Genomic DNA, 17,334 nt, shown 5'->3' with positions numbered 1-17,334 from the left:
TCGAGGTATTTTTACTAATAAACTATTTCATGTTTATATTAAGTAAATTTGTCCCATAAAAAAATATCATGTACGAGTTGGCACATGATATATCTTTATATAGAATTTCAGATTATTTATTCGACGACCCCGCAAACTATACGGGCTCCCGAATTACCGGCTGGATCTGTTTTATAGTCATCTGCTTTTTCATGAATGACGACAGACGTGCCATCTTCATCAAATAAAGAATTTTTCTCACCTTTTTTTAGTGTGAAATCAGCTGTTATAAAGTTTAAATGTACTTCACCTGATTCATCCGCAGTTATATTCGGCAAATCACCAACATGTGGCCCTGAAGGATTCTCCACCCCATGCTTTTTATCGGTCGGATTAAAGTGTGCTCCCGCTGATTCGAATTTAGGAGGTTCACATTTACCAAACTCATGTAAATGGATTCCGTGGTCACCTGGAGGCAAACTGTTTAAAATAGCTGTTAGTTCCACTCCTTTAGTTGTCTCCGTAAAAACAATTTCACCAACTAACTTTTCATTCGTATCATACATAATTGCCTTTGCCGACAATGCTTCAGGTGCACTTACAGGTATCTTTTCTTTTTGAAAGAAGTTACATCCGCCTAACATGAGTACACTTAAAAATAAGATTATAATTCGCACAATATCTCCTCCTTGAAGCTAGTATTTCAAAAAAGGAGGGTAAATATACAAAAAGCCACCCAAAAGTGAGTGGCTCATTCAGTATTAATCTAAAACTTTTATCGTTACTGTACGACGTCCCCATTCATAGGCATTGTTTAGGTTTGGGATAAATACATCGATTTTATTACCTTTAATTGCTCCACCTGTATCGGCAGCAATGGCTTCACCATAACCTTCCACCCAAACCTTTGTCCCTAATGGTATAATGCGTGGGTCTACCGCTATTACTTTCAAATGGGGGTTTGCACGTAAGTTTGTACCATTTGCGGTTGTACCCGAACAGCCCTCACAATATGCAGTATATGCTGTTGCTTCAACAGTCATTGTTTTTCCTTCACTAGGTGCTTCACCTGAATATGTCGGCGTCTCTATTTCTGGCGGTGTCCAACTCTCTTCTCCTGATGCACTTTTAACTTCACTAGCCGCCACTTCCTCTTCCAAAGGTCCGGAAACAGCGAGTGTATCGCCCGCATAAATCATATTTGAATTGAGACCATTCCATTCCTGTAATTGGTCCACTGTAATATCATGTTCTAATGCAATTCTATATAATGTATCCCCTTGTTCAATTGTATATAGGGGATCTTCTATTGTAACATCCATTGTATCACCAACATATATTACATCATTCGGGTAATTATTAATTTCTTTTAAAGCGGCGACGGACGTCTCGAATTGTTGACTAATACTATAAAGCGTATCATCCGATTCAATTGTGTAAGCAGCTGCTCCATTTGTAAAAACTCCACTTGAAGCAATTACTCCAGCCAATAAAAATACTAATAGGTTTTTATGTCTCAAATCTTTTTTCCCTCCATATTCTTTGCAACTAAGTTTACTCATTTTCACCCTGCTCCAAATTTACCGCAAATACATTGCAATTTTATGTCGCTTCCATGAACCCTCCATTACAAGCATATTTCAGAGCTTTTGGATAATTATTACTAATATTGAAGGGAATTATACATAGAGTTATCATTTTTTTGTGGAGTAACAACAAAGATGAATATAGAAGTTGCCATTTTGTTTTCAAGCATGTTACAAATACTTCAATCAACTCAACATTTTTAAATTCCGTCGATAATAAAGAAAAGGAGGGGTTACTTTGGAAATCAGCTCTATGATGGCAGCTCAAGTTGCATCTTTACAGCAAACGGTGCAATTGAGCATTCTTGACAAAGCGATGAATACGGGGGCAGCCACTGTTGTTGAGATGATGGAATCACTACCCCAAGCTCAGACAGTTCCAGCAGCCCATCCTTATAAAGGACAATCGATTGACGTCCAAGTTTAGGCTGGAAAGAAAAAACGCTCTTGAATTTTTTTCAATGAGCGCTTTTTCTATTTTGCTTGCCATATTAATATATTTTTACATACCATTTGCTTATCTTTTATCTGTAAACATCATGTTAAAGTTTCATAAATTACTTTTATAAATTCATTTTTCGGGTATAACTAATAGTACAATTAAAGTATCAACTAAAAGGAGTGATTCTTATAGGAATCCATACGTTTTTTACAAGTTTAAATGATTTAGAACGCATCATTCGTTGTCCCGGTCGGTTTAAATTTGAAGAACATAACGTAGCGGCACATTCATGGAAGGTATCTCAGTATGCCATGTTTTTTGCAACATTGGAGGAACGTGCAGGCAGTAAAATTGACTGGAAATCTTTATATGAGAAAACAATCAATCATGATTTCGCTGAAGTATTTATTGGGGATATAAAAACACCAGTCAAGCATGCGAGTGTCGAGTTAAAACAAATGCTTGCCCATGTCGAAGAAAAAATGATGGAAAAGTTTATACTAGAAGAAATACCATCTGATTTGCAAGAAGTATTCTTTGACCGAATGAAAGAAGGTAAAGATCAGACGATAGAAGGTCGTTTACTTGAATTCTCTGATAAGCTTGATCAGTTTTATGAATCATTTTCAGAACTTAAGCGTGGAAACACCGATAAGGAATTTGTCTATATGTATGAAAGTGCGTTAAGTAAGCTCCTATTAATAAATTTACCGGTATCTGTTGCTTACTTCCGCAATGAAATTTTATCAGATGTTGTGACGGAAAAAACTGTGATTGATATTGCTTTATTAACAGAAAATATTCTACAGCAGCATACTGACTAACGACAGAAGGCTTCCGAATTATAAGGAAGGCTTTTTTTTTTTGGACTCACCACTCGAATTGTGTAATGAGGTAAATAGAGGAATGAATTTCCCTTATTTCGAAAATAAAATAAAAAATAGTAAAAATAAGGGAAGGGATTTCCGTTATTGACCTAAAAAACATAAAATTTCGGGATTTTATTTAAAATAACGGTAAAATGTTCCCTTATTTATTCAAAAATAAGCGCCATCATTCAAATAACGGTAAAATCTCCCCTTATTTAATGAGGGCATGTTCCCCACTAGTTCTTGGAAATGGTGAGGCTCTTTTTTTTTTCTTTTTTGTAACGAATTCAATTTTGAAGGTACTATAATAATAAACCATCATTTTGTGAGGTGAACTGGGTGGATGCGCTAGAACAAATATACCGGGAGCTGCAACCGAAAATATACGCTTATTTTTATATTAAAACATCCAATTCAGCCATCGCTGAAGATCTTACACAGGATGTTTTTTACGAAGCAGCAAAATCGATCCATACATATCGCGGTGAAGCGGCACTATCGACATGGCTTTTTCATATTGCAAATAACTTATTAAAAAAGTATTACCGTAAAAAAAGTTATGAAAAGAGCTTAGCATCCAAAATAGAGGCACAACCTTCGATAACATTATTTACTACCGAACAAATTATTGAACTAAAAGATGAATCCAAACGGCTCCTGTCAAAGATTGAACAGCTCGGTCCTCCATTTAAGGATATTGTATTGCTTCGAATTATTGGTGAACTAAGTTTTAAGGAAATTGGTGAGCTGCTGGAGCTAAGCGAAAACTATGTACGTGTTAATTTTCACCGGCAAAAAATTAAGCTACAACGAGAGGAGGAATTGTTATGAATTCATGTAAAATTACCGAGGACTTATTGCCTTTATATGAAGAAAATCTTGTCCAGCCTGAAACAAAACAATGGATTGAGCAACATTTAGCCAGTTGTCCAACTTGCCAAAAGCTTACTTCCGCCACAATGGGAGAATTACCAGCGCTACCGTCACCTAAAAAGGCAGCTTCGAAAATGATAAAGCACACTCATTTAAAACTTACTGTTTATCAGCTTTTATTCGTCATTCTTTCTTTTGTCTTTGCCATAAACACTTCCTTATTAAATGAAAGCTTAACATTTATTTTGTCTTATTTTATTTTAGGGATTGTAACATTTTACTTTTATCGTCATACAATTCTTACACTATTGTTGGCATTCGTCCCTGTGTTTATTTGGTCAATTTATACGACAATCGATTCTTTCGGCTCCTATTCGAATTGGTATGCCAACCAAATCATATACCACTCCTCTACCCTTTCACTTTTATGGGAAATTACTTTGGGAGGTCTATTTACTGCTTTTATTCACACTATCTTTACTGTTCTGGGAATTCTCGTGGTCAAATTACTTATTCAAGCTTTTAAAAAGGAGGATGCGATATGAAAAAGTGGCTCTCAATTCTACTGGCCCTCGTTATTACAGGTTCCGTACTGTTCGGTTATAGCGAATTTAACGGCAATTTCATTTCAAAACAAATTGCTAAGTCTACGTTAAAGGCATACTTAACCGAACATTATCCAAATACCAGTTTTCGAGTAGAAAAAGGCTCCTTTAATTTTAAATTTAATACCTATGATTTTGATGTAACTTTCAACGAAGAACCTAATTATTGGAACTATACATTTGAAGTAGGTCCTAAATATGTACCAACTACGATTGAAGCTAAGATGATGCATTATGATTCAAGGGATGAAACAAAATCGAATGACTGGAGCGATCAAGGTTCACAATATGTAAAAAACTTATTAGAAACATTCCCGGTTGGTAACATATTTTACTCTATCGACGTCCCGAATCAATTTTCTCAAACGAAGTGGACTCCTACTGTAAATGTTATCGTTCCACCTTCGATTACAATGGAGTTTCCTTTATATAAAGGTGAAACAGAAGAGGAATTTATTAAAATTGTTCAAGAAATTCAATCTGTGTTAGACGCAGATAATATTAAGTATGATACTGTTTTTATTTATATGGATGAAAAAATTGATAACCGTGACGGCAAAAAAGAGGGCTATGCATCCATTTATTATGAACGAAAGTACAATGTAGAGTTTCAGGCGAATGTACCCGTTACGATAGATGATATTCATTAAGACGGTTCAAATCATTTGACTTTTTTTATGAAACGTACTTTCTTGCACATAGCAAAAAGTTGTTATATTATATGAATAAGGCTACGTTGTACGTACGAATATTAAGTTTTAACCTTTATACTTATACAGGGAGTTTTACATCGATGTTGGAATGGCGTGCCTGGACTCTTTTGACTTCAGGATAGACAGGATAGCATTTGCGAACACCCACTTTGAGGAGTGGTGGTTTAAAACTTTCTATAATAACTACGGCAATGTGGCTGCTTACATAAGTAGCGTCATATCAAGGTTTATACAGCATCTTAACCAAATTGGTTGAGGTGCTTTTTTCATTTTATTTAAAAAATAAAAAAAGGCCTTATTAACCCAAAAATATTACATTTAATTTATGTCGCGTATCATCATCGATTAAATTGTAAAATTCCATGTGTTCACAGCCTTTTATGCATAATAAAAAGCCACACCCGATTGGTTGTGACTTCGAATATCACTTTACTTCTTCTATGGAAACAATGTGGTTTGTAAATATTAGTTCTGATTGCTCTTCTTTTCCATTATTTAAAACGAATCTTATATAACCATAATGAAAGTAACCGTCATCCTTTAAATACATTTCTTCAAATTCCTCAAGACTTGCTTTCATCTCTATCTTTTCACCATTACTTAATCGTAAAATTAAACTCATAACTATACCTCCATTCACAGTAATCATAATACAAATGGAAATTATTGTCACTAATATATCTTAAATAATAAAAAGCCGTCAGCAAATAGGTCACATCAAGCATATTCTCATTTAATGCGAATATGCTTTTTTGTTTTCTTAACATGAAATAGGGTAAATATTTACAATTGATATTCATCTATGACAAAATTTATAAAATGACATCATTTTGGAGGAACCGATATGAAGAAAATTTTATGTATTGGCGAGCTATTAATCGACTTTTTTACAACTCAAACCGAGCAATCAATAATAGAAGCAACTACATTTGAAAAACAAGCAGGCGGAGCTCCAGCTAATGTCGCAACTGCTATTGCCAAGCTCGGGGGACAGGCGTATTTTTGCGGAAAAGTTGGTGACGATGCATTTGGTCACTTTCTGAAACAAACTTTAGAGCATGCAGGTGTTCATACAGACCAGCTTATATTTGATTCAACTACATCCACTACTTTAGCTTTCGTATCCAGACAGGCGGATGGCGAACGGGATTTTATCTTTAACCGAGGCGCTGATGAGTTGCTTCGCATTGAAGACCTCAATCTCCAACATTTAATGTCCATTGATATGATCCATTTCGGTTCAGCAACAGCTCTATTAAGTGAACCCTTTAGCAGAACTTACGAACAGTTAATGCAAACTTTATTATTACAAAATCATTTTATTTCATTCGATCCAAATTACCGTGCTGACTTATGGAAACACGATACTGAACAGTTTATTCAAAAATGCGAACCGTTTATCGAAGCAGCTTACTTCATTAAAATGAGTAATGAAGAATTAATGTTATTGTCCCGGGCAGAGAGCTTTGAACAAGCAATTGAATGGCTGAATCAGTTTACCGACAAAACAATTGCCATTACACAAGGAGCTGACGGGACACTCCTCGTACAAAACGGAAAAATAACAACTGTACCGGCAAATCCAGTAAACTGTATCGATTCAACAGGGGCTGGCGATGCTTTTGTTGGTGCCGTTTTATATGAGCTGAGTAAACGTGATGAAATGAACCTTTCTTTTAATGAGTGGGTGAACATTATTGGATTTGCCAACTTTGTCGCTTCAAAAGTTTGTGAAAAAGTCGGTGCAATTGATGCACTTTTAGCATTAGAAGACTTACAAAAATAAAGAAAAAGAAGGTATGCTAAAATTTTTTCCTTTAACATACCTTCTATACCAGCTAATTAGGAAGTATTATTTCTACTTTTGTTCCCTTCCCTAGCTTGCTCTCTATATTAAATTGCCCTTCATGACGTTTTACAATTTCCGTGACAATTGCCAAACCAAGACCACTGCTTTGGCTTGAGCGCGATGGGTCAACGCGGTAAAAACGTTCCTTTACCTTTTCCAGTGCTTCCTCAGGAATTCCAATGCCGTAATCCTGTATAACAACGATTATGGCATCGTCTTTTTTACTGCAGGTTACAATAATTTTCCCCTTATCTTCACTATATCGAATTGCATTTGACAATAAGTTATCCCACACTTGCTCAAATAATTGCTCATCAGCAAATACTTCAATTGGTTCCAGCTCATATACAAGCTCCATCTGCTTATCATCCAGCTTCCAGCGTTTTGAAAACAGACGTTCCTTTAATTGTTTTTCCAACGAATAACGCTTTTTTTCAATCGGCAGGTTTTTCTGATCCAATGAGCTCAACAGCAGCAACTGCTTTGTCAATGCTGAAAGACGCTTCGTTTCCTGCTCAATTATTTCTAAATACTGCACACGTTCTTCTTCAGTATTCTCCGCATCTTTCAAGACATTTGCGTACCCTTGAATATTAAGTAACGGCGATTGAAAATCATGCGATACATTGTTTATAAAATCCTTCTTAATCTGATCGTTTTCCGCTAAACGATTTGCCATCTTTTGAAACTGTGTTGCAAGTTGGCCGAGTTCATCGTTCCGATCAATTTCCAAATGAATATCATAGTCTTCCTGTGCAATTTGCTCGGTTGCTTCTTGCAGTTGTTTTAACGGTCTTACAAGCTGGCGTGCGAGTAAAATCATTGTCAAAAGAATTACAACTGCAGTAATAATAATAAAACTGACGAGTAATAAATGCATTTCAGAAAAGAGCGTTGCGTTAGCTGGCCGAATGAAAAATGCATAATTTTCATTATTAAGGCTAAAGGCCAACCCAACTGTATTTTGAATATCATTCGCAAAATGATCCATAAATAAAGAAGATCCTTTATACTCCTGAATTCCGTGATATACATTATCAGAACCAATAATATTCAGCATGTTATCGTTTAATTCGACCTTGTTGAAATTATTTCCGTATATTGACACACTTCCCGACTGATCAACCACTGCAATTTGATAGCCAAGCTTGGCAACCGCTTCAAAATAGGCTTCATAGCTTTCACTCGGCATCGTCGTTACAATATTTTTTACTTCCTGTGCTACCTCATAATTTTTAGCATCCGTATTCGGCCGAATTTGTGATTGATAAATTTGACCAATCAACAACATAGACATAGTAATACTTACAACAATTACGGCCAAAGTTACAACAATATATTGCTTATACAATGTTTTCATTTTAATTCCTCTATTTTATAGCCAATGCCTCGTACTGTTTGAATTTTTACGTGTGCATTTACTTCTTCCAATCGACTTCGTAAACGTTTAATATGGGTTGTCAGCGTGAAGTCATCCCCATCATAATCATAGCCCCATACTTGCTCCATAAGCTGGTCACGCGTAAACACCACTTCCGGCCTCGTAGTTAAAATGCTTAGCAGTTCAAATTCCTTTAAAGGTAATAATAATACTTGCTCCCCTACTTTAACTTCAAATGTCTGGCGGTCAATTAGCATATTAGAAATTTTTGTTTGACTACGTTCAAGTTTTTGAAAACGCCGTAAAATTGCACGCACTCTAAATAAAAGTTCTTTCGGTTCAAATGGCTTTACCATATAATCATCCGCACCTGCCAAAAAACCTTTTTCCTTATCTTCCAGCGTTGTCTTAGCGGTTAACATTAATACCGGAACACCAACTTCAGTTAAGCGCTTCGTCAAAGAAATGCCATCCATTTTCGGCATCATCACATCTACAATCGCCAAATCCACTAATTCCTGCTGTAAAATAGTCAATGCCTCTAAGCCATTACTCGCAAATAATGCTTCGTAGCCTTCTTTTTTCAGATGAATACCAATTAATTTCCGTATAAATCCATCATCATCTACAACTAAAATCCGCATTAATTACACCGCCTTCTTATACTAAAAAGAGACACCGAATTACTCGATGCCTCCCTTTTATCTATTACGCCTTACTTTTTGTCTTTTTCAAACGTTAAGATCAGCATTGGTAATAGCATACCACGTACTAGGAATGTATCAATAATAATCCCTACAGATACGATAAAGCCAAAGACGAACAAATCGGCAATCGGCATTGTCATTAATGCCGCAAAAGTTGCTGCTAAAATAATACCTGCTGATGAAATTACGCCACCCGTATTACGGATTGCAATTTCAAGCGCCTCTTTCACATTCATACGTTTGCGCTCTTCAAGGAATCGGGATACTAAAATAATATTGTAGTCGATTCCTAAAGCTACTAAGAATATGAAGGCATACACTGGTACTCGTGTACTGATGGCATCATATCCAAATAATGCATCAACTAAGAATATACCTAGTCCTAGTGCCGATAAATAAGACACTAAAATTGTTGCCATCATATAAATCGGCATTCTCCAAGATTTCGTTAATACGAATAACAGAACTAAAATTAAGATTGTTTCTAAAACAACAATTTTAATGATGTCATCGTTATTCACATTTCGCTCATCTACTAATTTTGCTGTCGTACCCGCAAAAAGTAATTCCCCATTAATACCAGCTGCAGCTAAATAATCTGCGCTGTTTTCACGCATATCTTCAAGCTTTTCAATCGCTTCTGGTGAATATGGACTTACATCAAATGCCATCGATAATTTCATTTTAGTTTCATCATCTGATACAGCAGATGTACGAACAGATGCAATATTTTCTTCTGTTGATAACGCTTCAGTTAAAGCTTGTTTTTGTTCCTCTGTTAATGGTTGCTCGCTTTCAACGAATAGTGAAGTCGGTGCAAGTTCCCCTTTATCAAAGCGCGACTCAACAATTTCATAACCAACACGTGACGGCAATTCTTCCGGGAATGATTTTACCGTATCATACTCATATTCTAAGTTGAGTACGTTAAACGAAGTAATTAACATGAAGATTAATACTAATCCACCTGATAGGTAAGGTTTGTTTACAACAAACTTTGCAATCGGTCCCCAAATACCATGTTTTACTTCTTTTGCTTGACCGTATTTCGGAACTTTTGGCCAGAATGCTTTACGTCCAAATAACGCAAATAACGCTGGCACTAATGTAATCGATCCAATCATGATCACAAATACAGCCGTACCAAAAATTGGTGCGAAGTTTTGATAGTCACGGAAGTCCGCGAAGAATAAAACAAGCATAGCTGCAAGCACTGTTCCACCTGCAAAGAATACCGGCTCACCAGTTGCACGCATTGCGTATTTCATTGCTTCATATTTATCTTCATAATGATTTAATTCTTCACGGTAACGTGAGAATACGAATAACGAATAATCGATTACAGCTGCAAATAATAAAATACTCATAATCGATGTTGTTGAATTATTAATTTCTAGACCAGCTGCACCCATTAAAGCAACCGACTGATTTACTACTTGATAAACAATCACCGTTGCAAGTAATGGAATAATTGCTAATAGCGGTGAACGATAAATAATAATTAATAAAACTAAAATAATTCCGATTGTCGCGAATAACAATTGTAAGTCTGCTTGCTCAAACAGCTTTACTGTATCTCCAGCAATCCCCGCAGGACCTGTAATATAAAACTGTGTATCTCCAGTTTTTTCAGCTGCTTCATTCCCAATTTCAGATGCAAAATCGTTAATTTCCGCATAATCAGCATTACCAAGACCTTTTTCCAACGTCATTGGCACGATCATTGTCGTTTTGTCTTCAGACGTGAAACCTGCTAAAGCTTGCGGCGGTAATTGCGAGATGTCGATAATTTGATCGATACCTTCAATATTTTCCGTAATCATTGCATTTAAAATCTCTTTTACACTGTCTACATTAATTTCCCCATCTTCATTATGGAAAACTAGTATACCTGGGGTACCTTCATCGTTCGGGAAGTACTCGCTTAATTTATTTTCAGCGATAATCGACTGTGCATCATCCGGCAGCGATTGGAAGTTTGATACTTTGTATTCACTTAGCATTGGACCGGCGCTTAAACCAATCATTAGCACAAGCCATACAATAAGCGTAATCCATGCTCCGCGTTTCGTTGATACCCAATCTGTTATTGGCCTTAATAGCTTGTTCATTGTATTCCTCCTTTTTTCACACTTCTGCATTGTAAAACAACTATATGAACTCTATATAAACTCAAATGAATTTATCCTTTAGTTCGGAAGATATTACAAAGACCGAAATGTTGAATTAACAGCATTCCGGTCTTTGTAATATCTTGTATTTAGTTAGTTTATACAATATTTTGTTTTTTTATTAATATATATTCGATGAGCTGCTTTTTGTCGATTTTCCCGACGGCTGTTTTCGGTAATTCCTGCAGAAAATGAATTTGCTTCGGGACTTTGTAATTAGCCAGTTGTTCTTTACAATACTGGAAAAGTTGGTGTTGAAGCTGTTCTGAAGGATTTTCCACAATTATAAATGCCACAACACATTCGCCCCACTTTTCATTCGGAACACCAATAACTGATACCTCCTGTACTGCTTCATGGGCGATTAGGCATTGTTCGACTTCCTGGGGGTAAACATTTTCCCCCCCCGATATAATCATTTCTTTTTTCCGACCTACGATATAATAATCGCCGTCTTTATCAATTTTCGCCAAATCCCCTGTTTTTAACCAGCCCTCATCAAAAGTATTAGCCGTTGCTTCTTTATCATTCCAGTAATGTTTAAAAACATGACTGCCTTTTAAATATAGTTCGCCAACTTTACCTAGCGCGCATCGCTTTCCTTCCTTATCTATAATTTTCACTTCATTGAAAAGCATACTTTTTCCGATGGCTCCCTTTTTCTTCATTGCAACTTCTGCATCAATGAAAAAGTTATTCGGTCCTGCTTCCGTTAAACCGTATCCCTCTTTAAATAACAGCCCTTTCCTTTGAAAGCATTCATAAATTGGTTTTGGACAAGGTGCCCCTCCCGATAAAAATACTCTCACTGTAGGAAAATCGGATTTCTTAAAGTATTCGGTTTCAATCATAAGCTGATACATTGTCGGCACAAATAACGAGAGGGTTGTTTTATATTCATCCACCGCACGAACCGCTTTTTCCGGATCAAATTTTTGACCGATTATTACCATTCCACCTGCCAGAAGAATGGGTAATGCAAGTGCATTAATGCCGCCAGTATGAAAAAGAGGCATATAATTTAATGTACAATCTTTGTCATTTAACCCCCAACTAATGACAGTATTCATCGCATTCACAGTAACCGCTTCATACGAGAGTACAACACCTTTTGGTTTTCCTGTTGTTCCTCCGGTATAAATTATCATCCACGGTAGCTGCGGATCATCATGCCAGCTGTATGTAGGAGGCTCAACTAACTCCGAGCTACCGCATGTTAGGAGCTTGGCTGGCGAAAGCAGTTCTGCGCGGTCACTATGTGCATTATCAGCAATGAATAAAGCCGGCGTGCAATCGGATAAAACCGCCTGTAATTCTGATATAGATAACTTTGTATTTAATGGTACATAGATTAATTCGTTTAATCGGCAAGCAATTAAAATAGCAAAGCTTTCGATTGAATTTTCCATTAATGTTGCTACCCGATCCCCCTGCTGCAACTGCTGTTTGGAAAATATATTGCTCCACCAGCCTGCATGCTGCATCAGCTCTTTATACGTCCACGCTTCACCCGTTTCAATTTGAATTAAAGCTGTTTTATCGGGTGTTTGGGACGCTCGTTTTGCAATCCAAAAATCTAGCTGTTGCATAAGCCATCCCACCTTCTACATCATAATACCGCCATCAACTTGAAGAACATGACCTGTAATATAACTTGCCTCATCCGAAGCTAAAAATAAATACGCATTTGCGATATCTTCTGGTTTTCCTAAACGCTGCAGGCTTGTAATACCTTGCATTTGCTGTAATACCTTTTCCGGCATTTTTTCTACCATAGGCGTCGCTGTAAATCCAGGAGCTACAGCATTTACGTTGATTCCTTTGCGTCCAAGCTCCTTTGCCCACGTTTTCGTCATACCGATAATCGCTGCTTTAGTTGCAGCATAGTTTGTTTGACCAAAATTACCGTAAACCCCACTTACTGATGAAGTACTGATAATTTTGCCTGACCCTTGTGCAATCATATGCGGAGCTACCGACTGTGTGCAGTAATAAACCCCGTTTAGATTAATTTGAATCACTTTTTCAAAATCCTCTTCACTCATCTTTACAAGCGTTGCATCACGCGTAATACCCGCATTATTTACCAAGATATCGATTTTGCCAAAATGAGCAACAACTTGTTCAACCATTTGCTTAACTTCAGTCAGTTTGGAAACATCTACTGCAAAAAAGGCAACGTTTTCGCCTAAATCTGCTGCTATTTTTTCTCCCTGTTCTTTGTCGTAATCAACAACGGCCACTTTTGCTCCTTCTTTCAAAAAACGCTTTACGGCTGCATAGCCAATTCCTCCGGCACCGCCTGTAATGATTGCTACTTTATTTTCTAAACGCATTTCTCCACGACCCCTTTTACGATAAAATAAATGTTTCAATTGCATCTTTTGTTTCACCTAAACAATCAACTAGAGGTGAATGTCCACAGTTTGCTAGTTTCATGATTTGAGCACGGCCCTCAAAATCTTCAATAATTTCATTTGTCATTGCTTCAATCACTACAAAATCACGGTCACCGTATAAAATGAATATCGGTATTTGAATATCTTTCACTTGGTTTGTGCTTTCAGTCACTTCATTATCGACCGCACTTATATTAAATGTATTTAATGCATGGTACACATCTGCCAAATTGCGCTGTGTTAGCATATCATCCACATATTGTTCATAGCGTGCCTCATCCGGTTGATTGTGCGTATAAATCGCACTGTTCCAAACAAACTTTAGACCGTCACGATTTTTTGTATCATACATTTGCTGCATCGGTATTGTTTTGACAGGATCTTGCTCGATTTGTTCAATCGTCGTTAATCGATTTGAAAAATCCGGTGTACCATCTGCATTTGAACTATAAAACGGGTAGCCACGCGTAGATCCAGATGCGAATAGCACAAGCTTTTTACTGTAATCCGGATAATCCGCACAAAACTGCATCGCTACATTACCACCTGTTGACCAGCCAATGATTGTAAAATCCTTCAACCCGATTACATCAACAAAAAGCTTAATATCATCACTAAAATCTTTAATCGACGTAATCCGTTCATTATAGGTTGATCCCCCAAAGCCGCGCATATCCACCGCATAAATTGTGAATCGTTCATCCATTGATTCCATCAGTAAATCCCAATGCTTTGAACTTGTCATATTGCCATGCACTAATAAAACCAGTTCATCGCCACCTTCACGCTTACGATACGATAATGTTTCACCATTTGATAATTCCACTTTCGCCAAAACGTCCAGCTTATTCATATTAAGCCCCCCACTTTACTGTAATAGCACCCCATGCATAGCCTATACCTGCACTAACTAATGAAACAATTTGACCTTCCTGAAGCTTGCCTTCTTTTCGGGCAAGACAAAGCGATAAAATTTGATCGATTTGTCCAATATGACCGTAATGTGACAAATAGATTGAATTCCCTTCTAAAAGACCAAGCTCTTTTAATACATAATCATGTGCGGATTTTTTCATATGGAGCATCGCAACGTAATGTAAATTTTCTTGACTATATCCACTTTTCTGCAATGATTGACGAATTACCTTTAAAAAATTGCTTAATGATTTTTGTTCCAACCGAAGCTTCATGCCTTCTGGATCAAGTACATCCAATATAAAACGCCCTGCTTGAAGATGCTCAATTGTTAGCGGCTCCTTTGTACCGCCTACCGGGACCACAACATCCTCAGAAAATGAGCCGTCTGTAATAAGGGCTGCTTCAAGTACTTCATGCCCGCCCGCATTTTTTTGCAAAATCATTGCACCTGCACCTGCACCTAAATTGAACATAAAGCGAGTCCGCTCATTTTCATAATCGATGAAATCATGGTTCCGGTACCCCCCAGCTAATAGCACTGTCTTGATGGAATCATCCGATAACATTAAGCTTTTTGCCACTTTCATCGCCATAATCGCTGTACCACAACGAAGCTGCACATCAAAAGCCCATGCATTTACTGCACCTATTTCTTCCTGAATTTTTATGGCAGCTGTCCATAAAGGGTACTCTTTATGTTCTTCCCCAATATAGATCACAACATCAATCTCCTTGGCATCCACTTGCGCTTCGGCGAGGGCTTCCTTTGCTGCTTTCACACTCATTTCGACTGGATGATCATTCTGTCCGGCTACAACTTTTTCAATAATACCCATTTTCTTTTCAACAACCGCTACTGGAATATTTGCTTTCACTGCAATCTGAGCACCAGTCATTCTTCCTTCAGGTAAGTACATTCCTAGTCCTGTTATTCCTATCATCGCTGTATCTCCTTTTCACGAAGCTTTACAGATGCCTTTGTTTTTTGCCCTTTTTTCAGTTTCCATTCATGGTAGCGCAAAGAAACTGTACCTACGATGCCTCGAGGGAAGAAAATAACAGCTAAAATATATAAAATACCGAAGAAAATAATCCATCGTTCAAAAATCGGGTACTCTCTTGCAAGACCTGATAAGTAATGTTGGGCAAATTCAATGACCCCTGCACCAATAATTGGCCCAATTAATGTCCCAACTCCACCAATAATTGTCATCATCAGTGCATCCAGTGTAATATCCATCGTCATGACACTCGTATTTACGAATCGTAACGAAATAGCATAAAGCGACCCTGCCAAACTCGCAACTGCACCCGCTATTACTGAAGCAATAATTTTATACCCTAGCGTTTTATAGCCCAATGAACGAGTGCGTTGTTCATTTTCCCGAATCGCTACAAGCACTTTTCCAAATGGAGATGCAACAATACGTTTCAGTAAAATGAAAACTACAACTAAACAAATGAGCACAAGAAAGTAAAAATACAACCGCTCCCGAAACAATTCCGGAGCACGAAAGGTAAATCCATCATTTCCTTTCGTTACCGTACGCCATTTTTCAGCTAACACTAAAAACAAACCCGAAATGGCTAGAGTAAACATTGCATAAAAGTGACTTTTTAACCTTAATGTCAGTGCACCGCTAATCACACTAATAATGGCCGACAGTACAATCCCAACAACAATAGAAACAGCAAAGATTCCAATTGACGGACCGTAATCACTAAGCATAATCGCTGTCGTATAGGCGCCAATCCCAAAAAACATTGCATGACCAAATGAAATGATACCCGTGTAACCTAGTAAAATATCGTAACTCATTGCAAGTATTGCAAAAATACAAAACTGTGTTAATAAAATCGTCATTGTTCGAGAATCCAGTACAAACGGTAATACGGCCATGACCCCGACAACTATTGCATACACAACATTCACTTTTGATAATAATAATGGCTGTTTAATCATCGAATCACCCCTTCGCAACTGTAAATAAGCCTTGTGGACGGAAAATTAGTACACTTGCCATTAAAATCATATTGACTGCAACGGATAAAAACGGGACATAGTACGCCATGAAACTTCCGGCAAGCCCTACTAAAATTGCTGCCAATAACGAACCTTGGAAGCTCCCCATTCCGCCGATTACTACAACGATAAATCCTAAAATCGCATATTCCATTCCCATTTCCGCATATACAACCCCTGAATACGGAGCCATCAGCATTCCGCCCAACGCCGCCAATGCCGCACCACACATAAAGACAATTAAAAATACGCGTTTAATATTAATACCTAACGCCTGTGTCATTTCCCGATTCATAACACCAGCCCGAACGACCAGGCCTATTTTGGTACGATTTAAAATGAAATACAAAACCCCAAATAAAGCAAAGCCTACTACGATAATAAAAATCCGGTATTTAATAATTGTTAAATCGCCAATTTGCCAGCTGCCTGCCAAGTAAGAAGGAACTTTAACAGGGACACCATTTGGACCGAACACAACTTTAATCATTTCCTGGAGCACGAGCATAAATCCAAGTGTGATTAAAATTTGCTGTACGTGATTTCCATAAACTGGTTTAATAATGAGCTTTTCCGTAATAAATCCTAGAACAAGACCCGTAAGAATCGCGACAATAATTCCAACTAGAAAACTATTGCTCCATGCATAAGTAAAAACACCGGTATATGCGCCCCATACGAACAGTCCACCATGGGCAAAATTCAGCACATCCATCAAACCGAAAATAAGGGTTAATCCAGCAGCCAATAGGAAAATAAGCATTCCTGTTGCGAGCCCGTTAATTGTTAAACTGATTAATAATTCCATCTGATTCCCCT

The 17,334-nt window shown here is 37.3% G+C and carries 18 protein-coding genes and 1 other RNA gene; 7 read left to right on the top strand and 12 right to left on the bottom strand.

Annotated elements, in window-relative coordinates; all coding sequences use genetic code 11:
- Nucleotides 1–116: 116 nt before the first annotated feature.
- Entirely contained in the window at nucleotides 117–656 is a 540-nt protein-coding gene (locus H9632_RS13610) for a superoxide dismutase family protein (protein WP_404829033.1), read from the bottom strand.
- A gap of 84 nt (nucleotides 657–740) precedes the next feature.
- Entirely contained in the window at nucleotides 741–1,541 is an 801-nt protein-coding gene (locus H9632_RS19085) for a LysM peptidoglycan-binding domain-containing protein (protein WP_191704612.1), read from the bottom strand.
- Between the two features lie 262 nt (nucleotides 1,542–1,803).
- Here H9632_RS19085 and H9632_RS13600 point away from each other — a divergent pair, with 262 nt between their 5' ends.
- From H9632_RS13600 to ssrS, 6 genes are all read left to right on the top strand, one after another.
- Complete coding sequence (locus H9632_RS13600; protein ID WP_191704611.1) at nucleotides 1,804–1,992, top strand: putative motility protein; 189 nt, start codon at nucleotides 1,804–1,806, stop codon at nucleotides 1,990–1,992.
- A gap of 194 nt (nucleotides 1,993–2,186) precedes the next feature.
- Complete coding sequence (locus H9632_RS13595; RefSeq protein WP_191704610.1) at nucleotides 2,187–2,831, top strand: YfbR-like 5'-deoxynucleotidase; 645 nt, start codon at nucleotides 2,187–2,189, stop codon at nucleotides 2,829–2,831.
- Between the two features lie 384 nt (nucleotides 2,832–3,215).
- Nucleotides 3,216–3,707 carry an RNA polymerase sigma factor gene (locus tag H9632_RS13590; protein WP_191704609.1) on the top strand — a complete coding sequence of 164 codons (492 nt, stop codon included), beginning with the start codon at nucleotides 3,216–3,218 and terminating at the stop codon, nucleotides 3,705–3,707.
- A complete protein-coding gene (locus tag H9632_RS13585) occupies nucleotides 3,704–4,294 on the top strand; it encodes a zf-HC2 domain-containing protein (protein WP_191704608.1) in 591 nt (196 codons plus the stop codon). Before H9632_RS13590 ends, H9632_RS13585 begins: the two co-directional genes overlap by 4 nt.
- Complete coding sequence (locus tag H9632_RS13580) at nucleotides 4,291–5,004, top strand: YfjL-like protein (RefSeq protein ID WP_191704607.1); 714 nt, start codon at nucleotides 4,291–4,293, stop codon at nucleotides 5,002–5,004. The genes H9632_RS13585 and H9632_RS13580 overlap by 4 nt, the downstream gene beginning before the upstream one ends.
- Nucleotides 5,005–5,079: 75 nt before the next feature.
- Nucleotides 5,080–5,271, top strand: a non-coding RNA gene (gene ssrS, locus H9632_RS13575) — 6S RNA.
- A 220-nt stretch (nucleotides 5,272–5,491) separates the two neighbouring features.
- On the opposite strand, the gene H9632_RS13570 is transcribed toward ssrS, so the two are convergent.
- Nucleotides 5,492–5,689, bottom strand: coding sequence for a hypothetical protein (locus tag H9632_RS13570; RefSeq protein ID WP_191704606.1), 198 nt, complete (start codon nucleotides 5,687–5,689; stop codon nucleotides 5,492–5,494).
- Nucleotides 5,690–5,911: 222 nt separating this feature from the next.
- On the opposite strand from H9632_RS13570, the gene H9632_RS13565 reads away from it, so the two are divergent.
- On the top strand, nucleotides 5,912–6,853 hold the full coding sequence (locus H9632_RS13565) for a carbohydrate kinase family protein (protein WP_191704605.1): 942 nt from the start codon (nucleotides 5,912–5,914) through the stop codon (nucleotides 6,851–6,853).
- Between the two features lie 52 nt (nucleotides 6,854–6,905).
- Here the strand turns inward: H9632_RS13565 and H9632_RS13560 are convergent, their stop codons facing one another.
- The 9 genes from H9632_RS13560 to H9632_RS13520 form a co-directional block, all read right to left on the bottom strand.
- On the bottom strand, nucleotides 6,906–8,276 hold the full coding sequence (locus H9632_RS13560; protein ID WP_191704604.1) for a sensor histidine kinase: 1,371 nt from the start codon (nucleotides 8,274–8,276) through the stop codon (nucleotides 6,906–6,908).
- The gene (locus H9632_RS13555; RefSeq protein WP_191704603.1) at nucleotides 8,273–8,941 is read right to left on the bottom strand and encodes a response regulator transcription factor; all 669 of its coding nucleotides are present in this window, start codon (nucleotides 8,939–8,941) and stop codon (nucleotides 8,273–8,275) included. The genes H9632_RS13560 and H9632_RS13555 overlap by 4 nt, the downstream gene beginning before the upstream one ends.
- 71 nt (nucleotides 8,942–9,012) lie before the next feature.
- Entirely contained in the window at nucleotides 9,013–11,115 is a 2,103-nt protein-coding gene (locus H9632_RS13550; RefSeq protein ID WP_191704602.1) for an MMPL family transporter, read from the bottom strand.
- 158 nt (nucleotides 11,116–11,273) lie between these two features.
- Nucleotides 11,274–12,764, bottom strand: coding sequence for a class I adenylate-forming enzyme family protein (locus tag H9632_RS13545; RefSeq protein WP_191704601.1), 1,491 nt, complete (start codon nucleotides 12,762–12,764; stop codon nucleotides 11,274–11,276).
- A 15-nt stretch (nucleotides 12,765–12,779) separates the two neighbouring features.
- A complete protein-coding gene (fabG, locus tag H9632_RS13540; protein ID WP_191704600.1) occupies nucleotides 12,780–13,511 on the bottom strand; it encodes a 3-oxoacyl-ACP reductase FabG in 732 nt (243 codons plus the stop codon).
- Nucleotides 13,512–13,527: 16 nt separating this feature from the next.
- Nucleotides 13,528–14,427 (bottom strand): intracellular short-chain-length polyhydroxyalkanoate depolymerase, encoded by a 900-nt coding sequence (phaZ, locus tag H9632_RS13535; RefSeq protein WP_191704599.1) that lies wholly within the window; start codon nucleotides 14,425–14,427, stop codon nucleotides 13,528–13,530.
- A 1-nt stretch (nucleotide 14,428) separates the two neighbouring features.
- On the bottom strand, nucleotides 14,429–15,433 hold the full coding sequence (locus tag H9632_RS13530; RefSeq protein WP_191704598.1) for a 3-oxoacyl-ACP synthase: 1,005 nt from the start codon (nucleotides 15,431–15,433) through the stop codon (nucleotides 14,429–14,431).
- Nucleotides 15,430–16,455: a branched-chain amino acid ABC transporter permease gene (locus H9632_RS13525; RefSeq protein ID WP_191704597.1), complete on the bottom strand. Its 1,026-nt coding sequence runs from the start codon at nucleotides 16,453–16,455 to the stop codon at nucleotides 15,430–15,432. The genes H9632_RS13530 and H9632_RS13525 overlap by 4 nt, the downstream gene beginning before the upstream one ends.
- Nucleotides 16,456–16,459: 4 nt before the next feature.
- Nucleotides 16,460–17,323, bottom strand: a complete 864-nt coding sequence (locus tag H9632_RS13520; RefSeq protein WP_191704596.1) for a branched-chain amino acid ABC transporter permease — start codon at nucleotides 17,321–17,323, stop codon at nucleotides 16,460–16,462.
- Between the last annotated feature and the right edge of the window lie 11 nt (nucleotides 17,324–17,334).

The organism is Solibacillus merdavium (assembly GCF_014836935.1).
GTDB classification, from domain to species: Bacteria; Bacillota; Bacilli; order Bacillales_A; family Planococcaceae; genus Solibacillus; species Solibacillus ferritrahens.
This window is presented reverse-complemented; position numbering and strand designations above follow the sequence as displayed.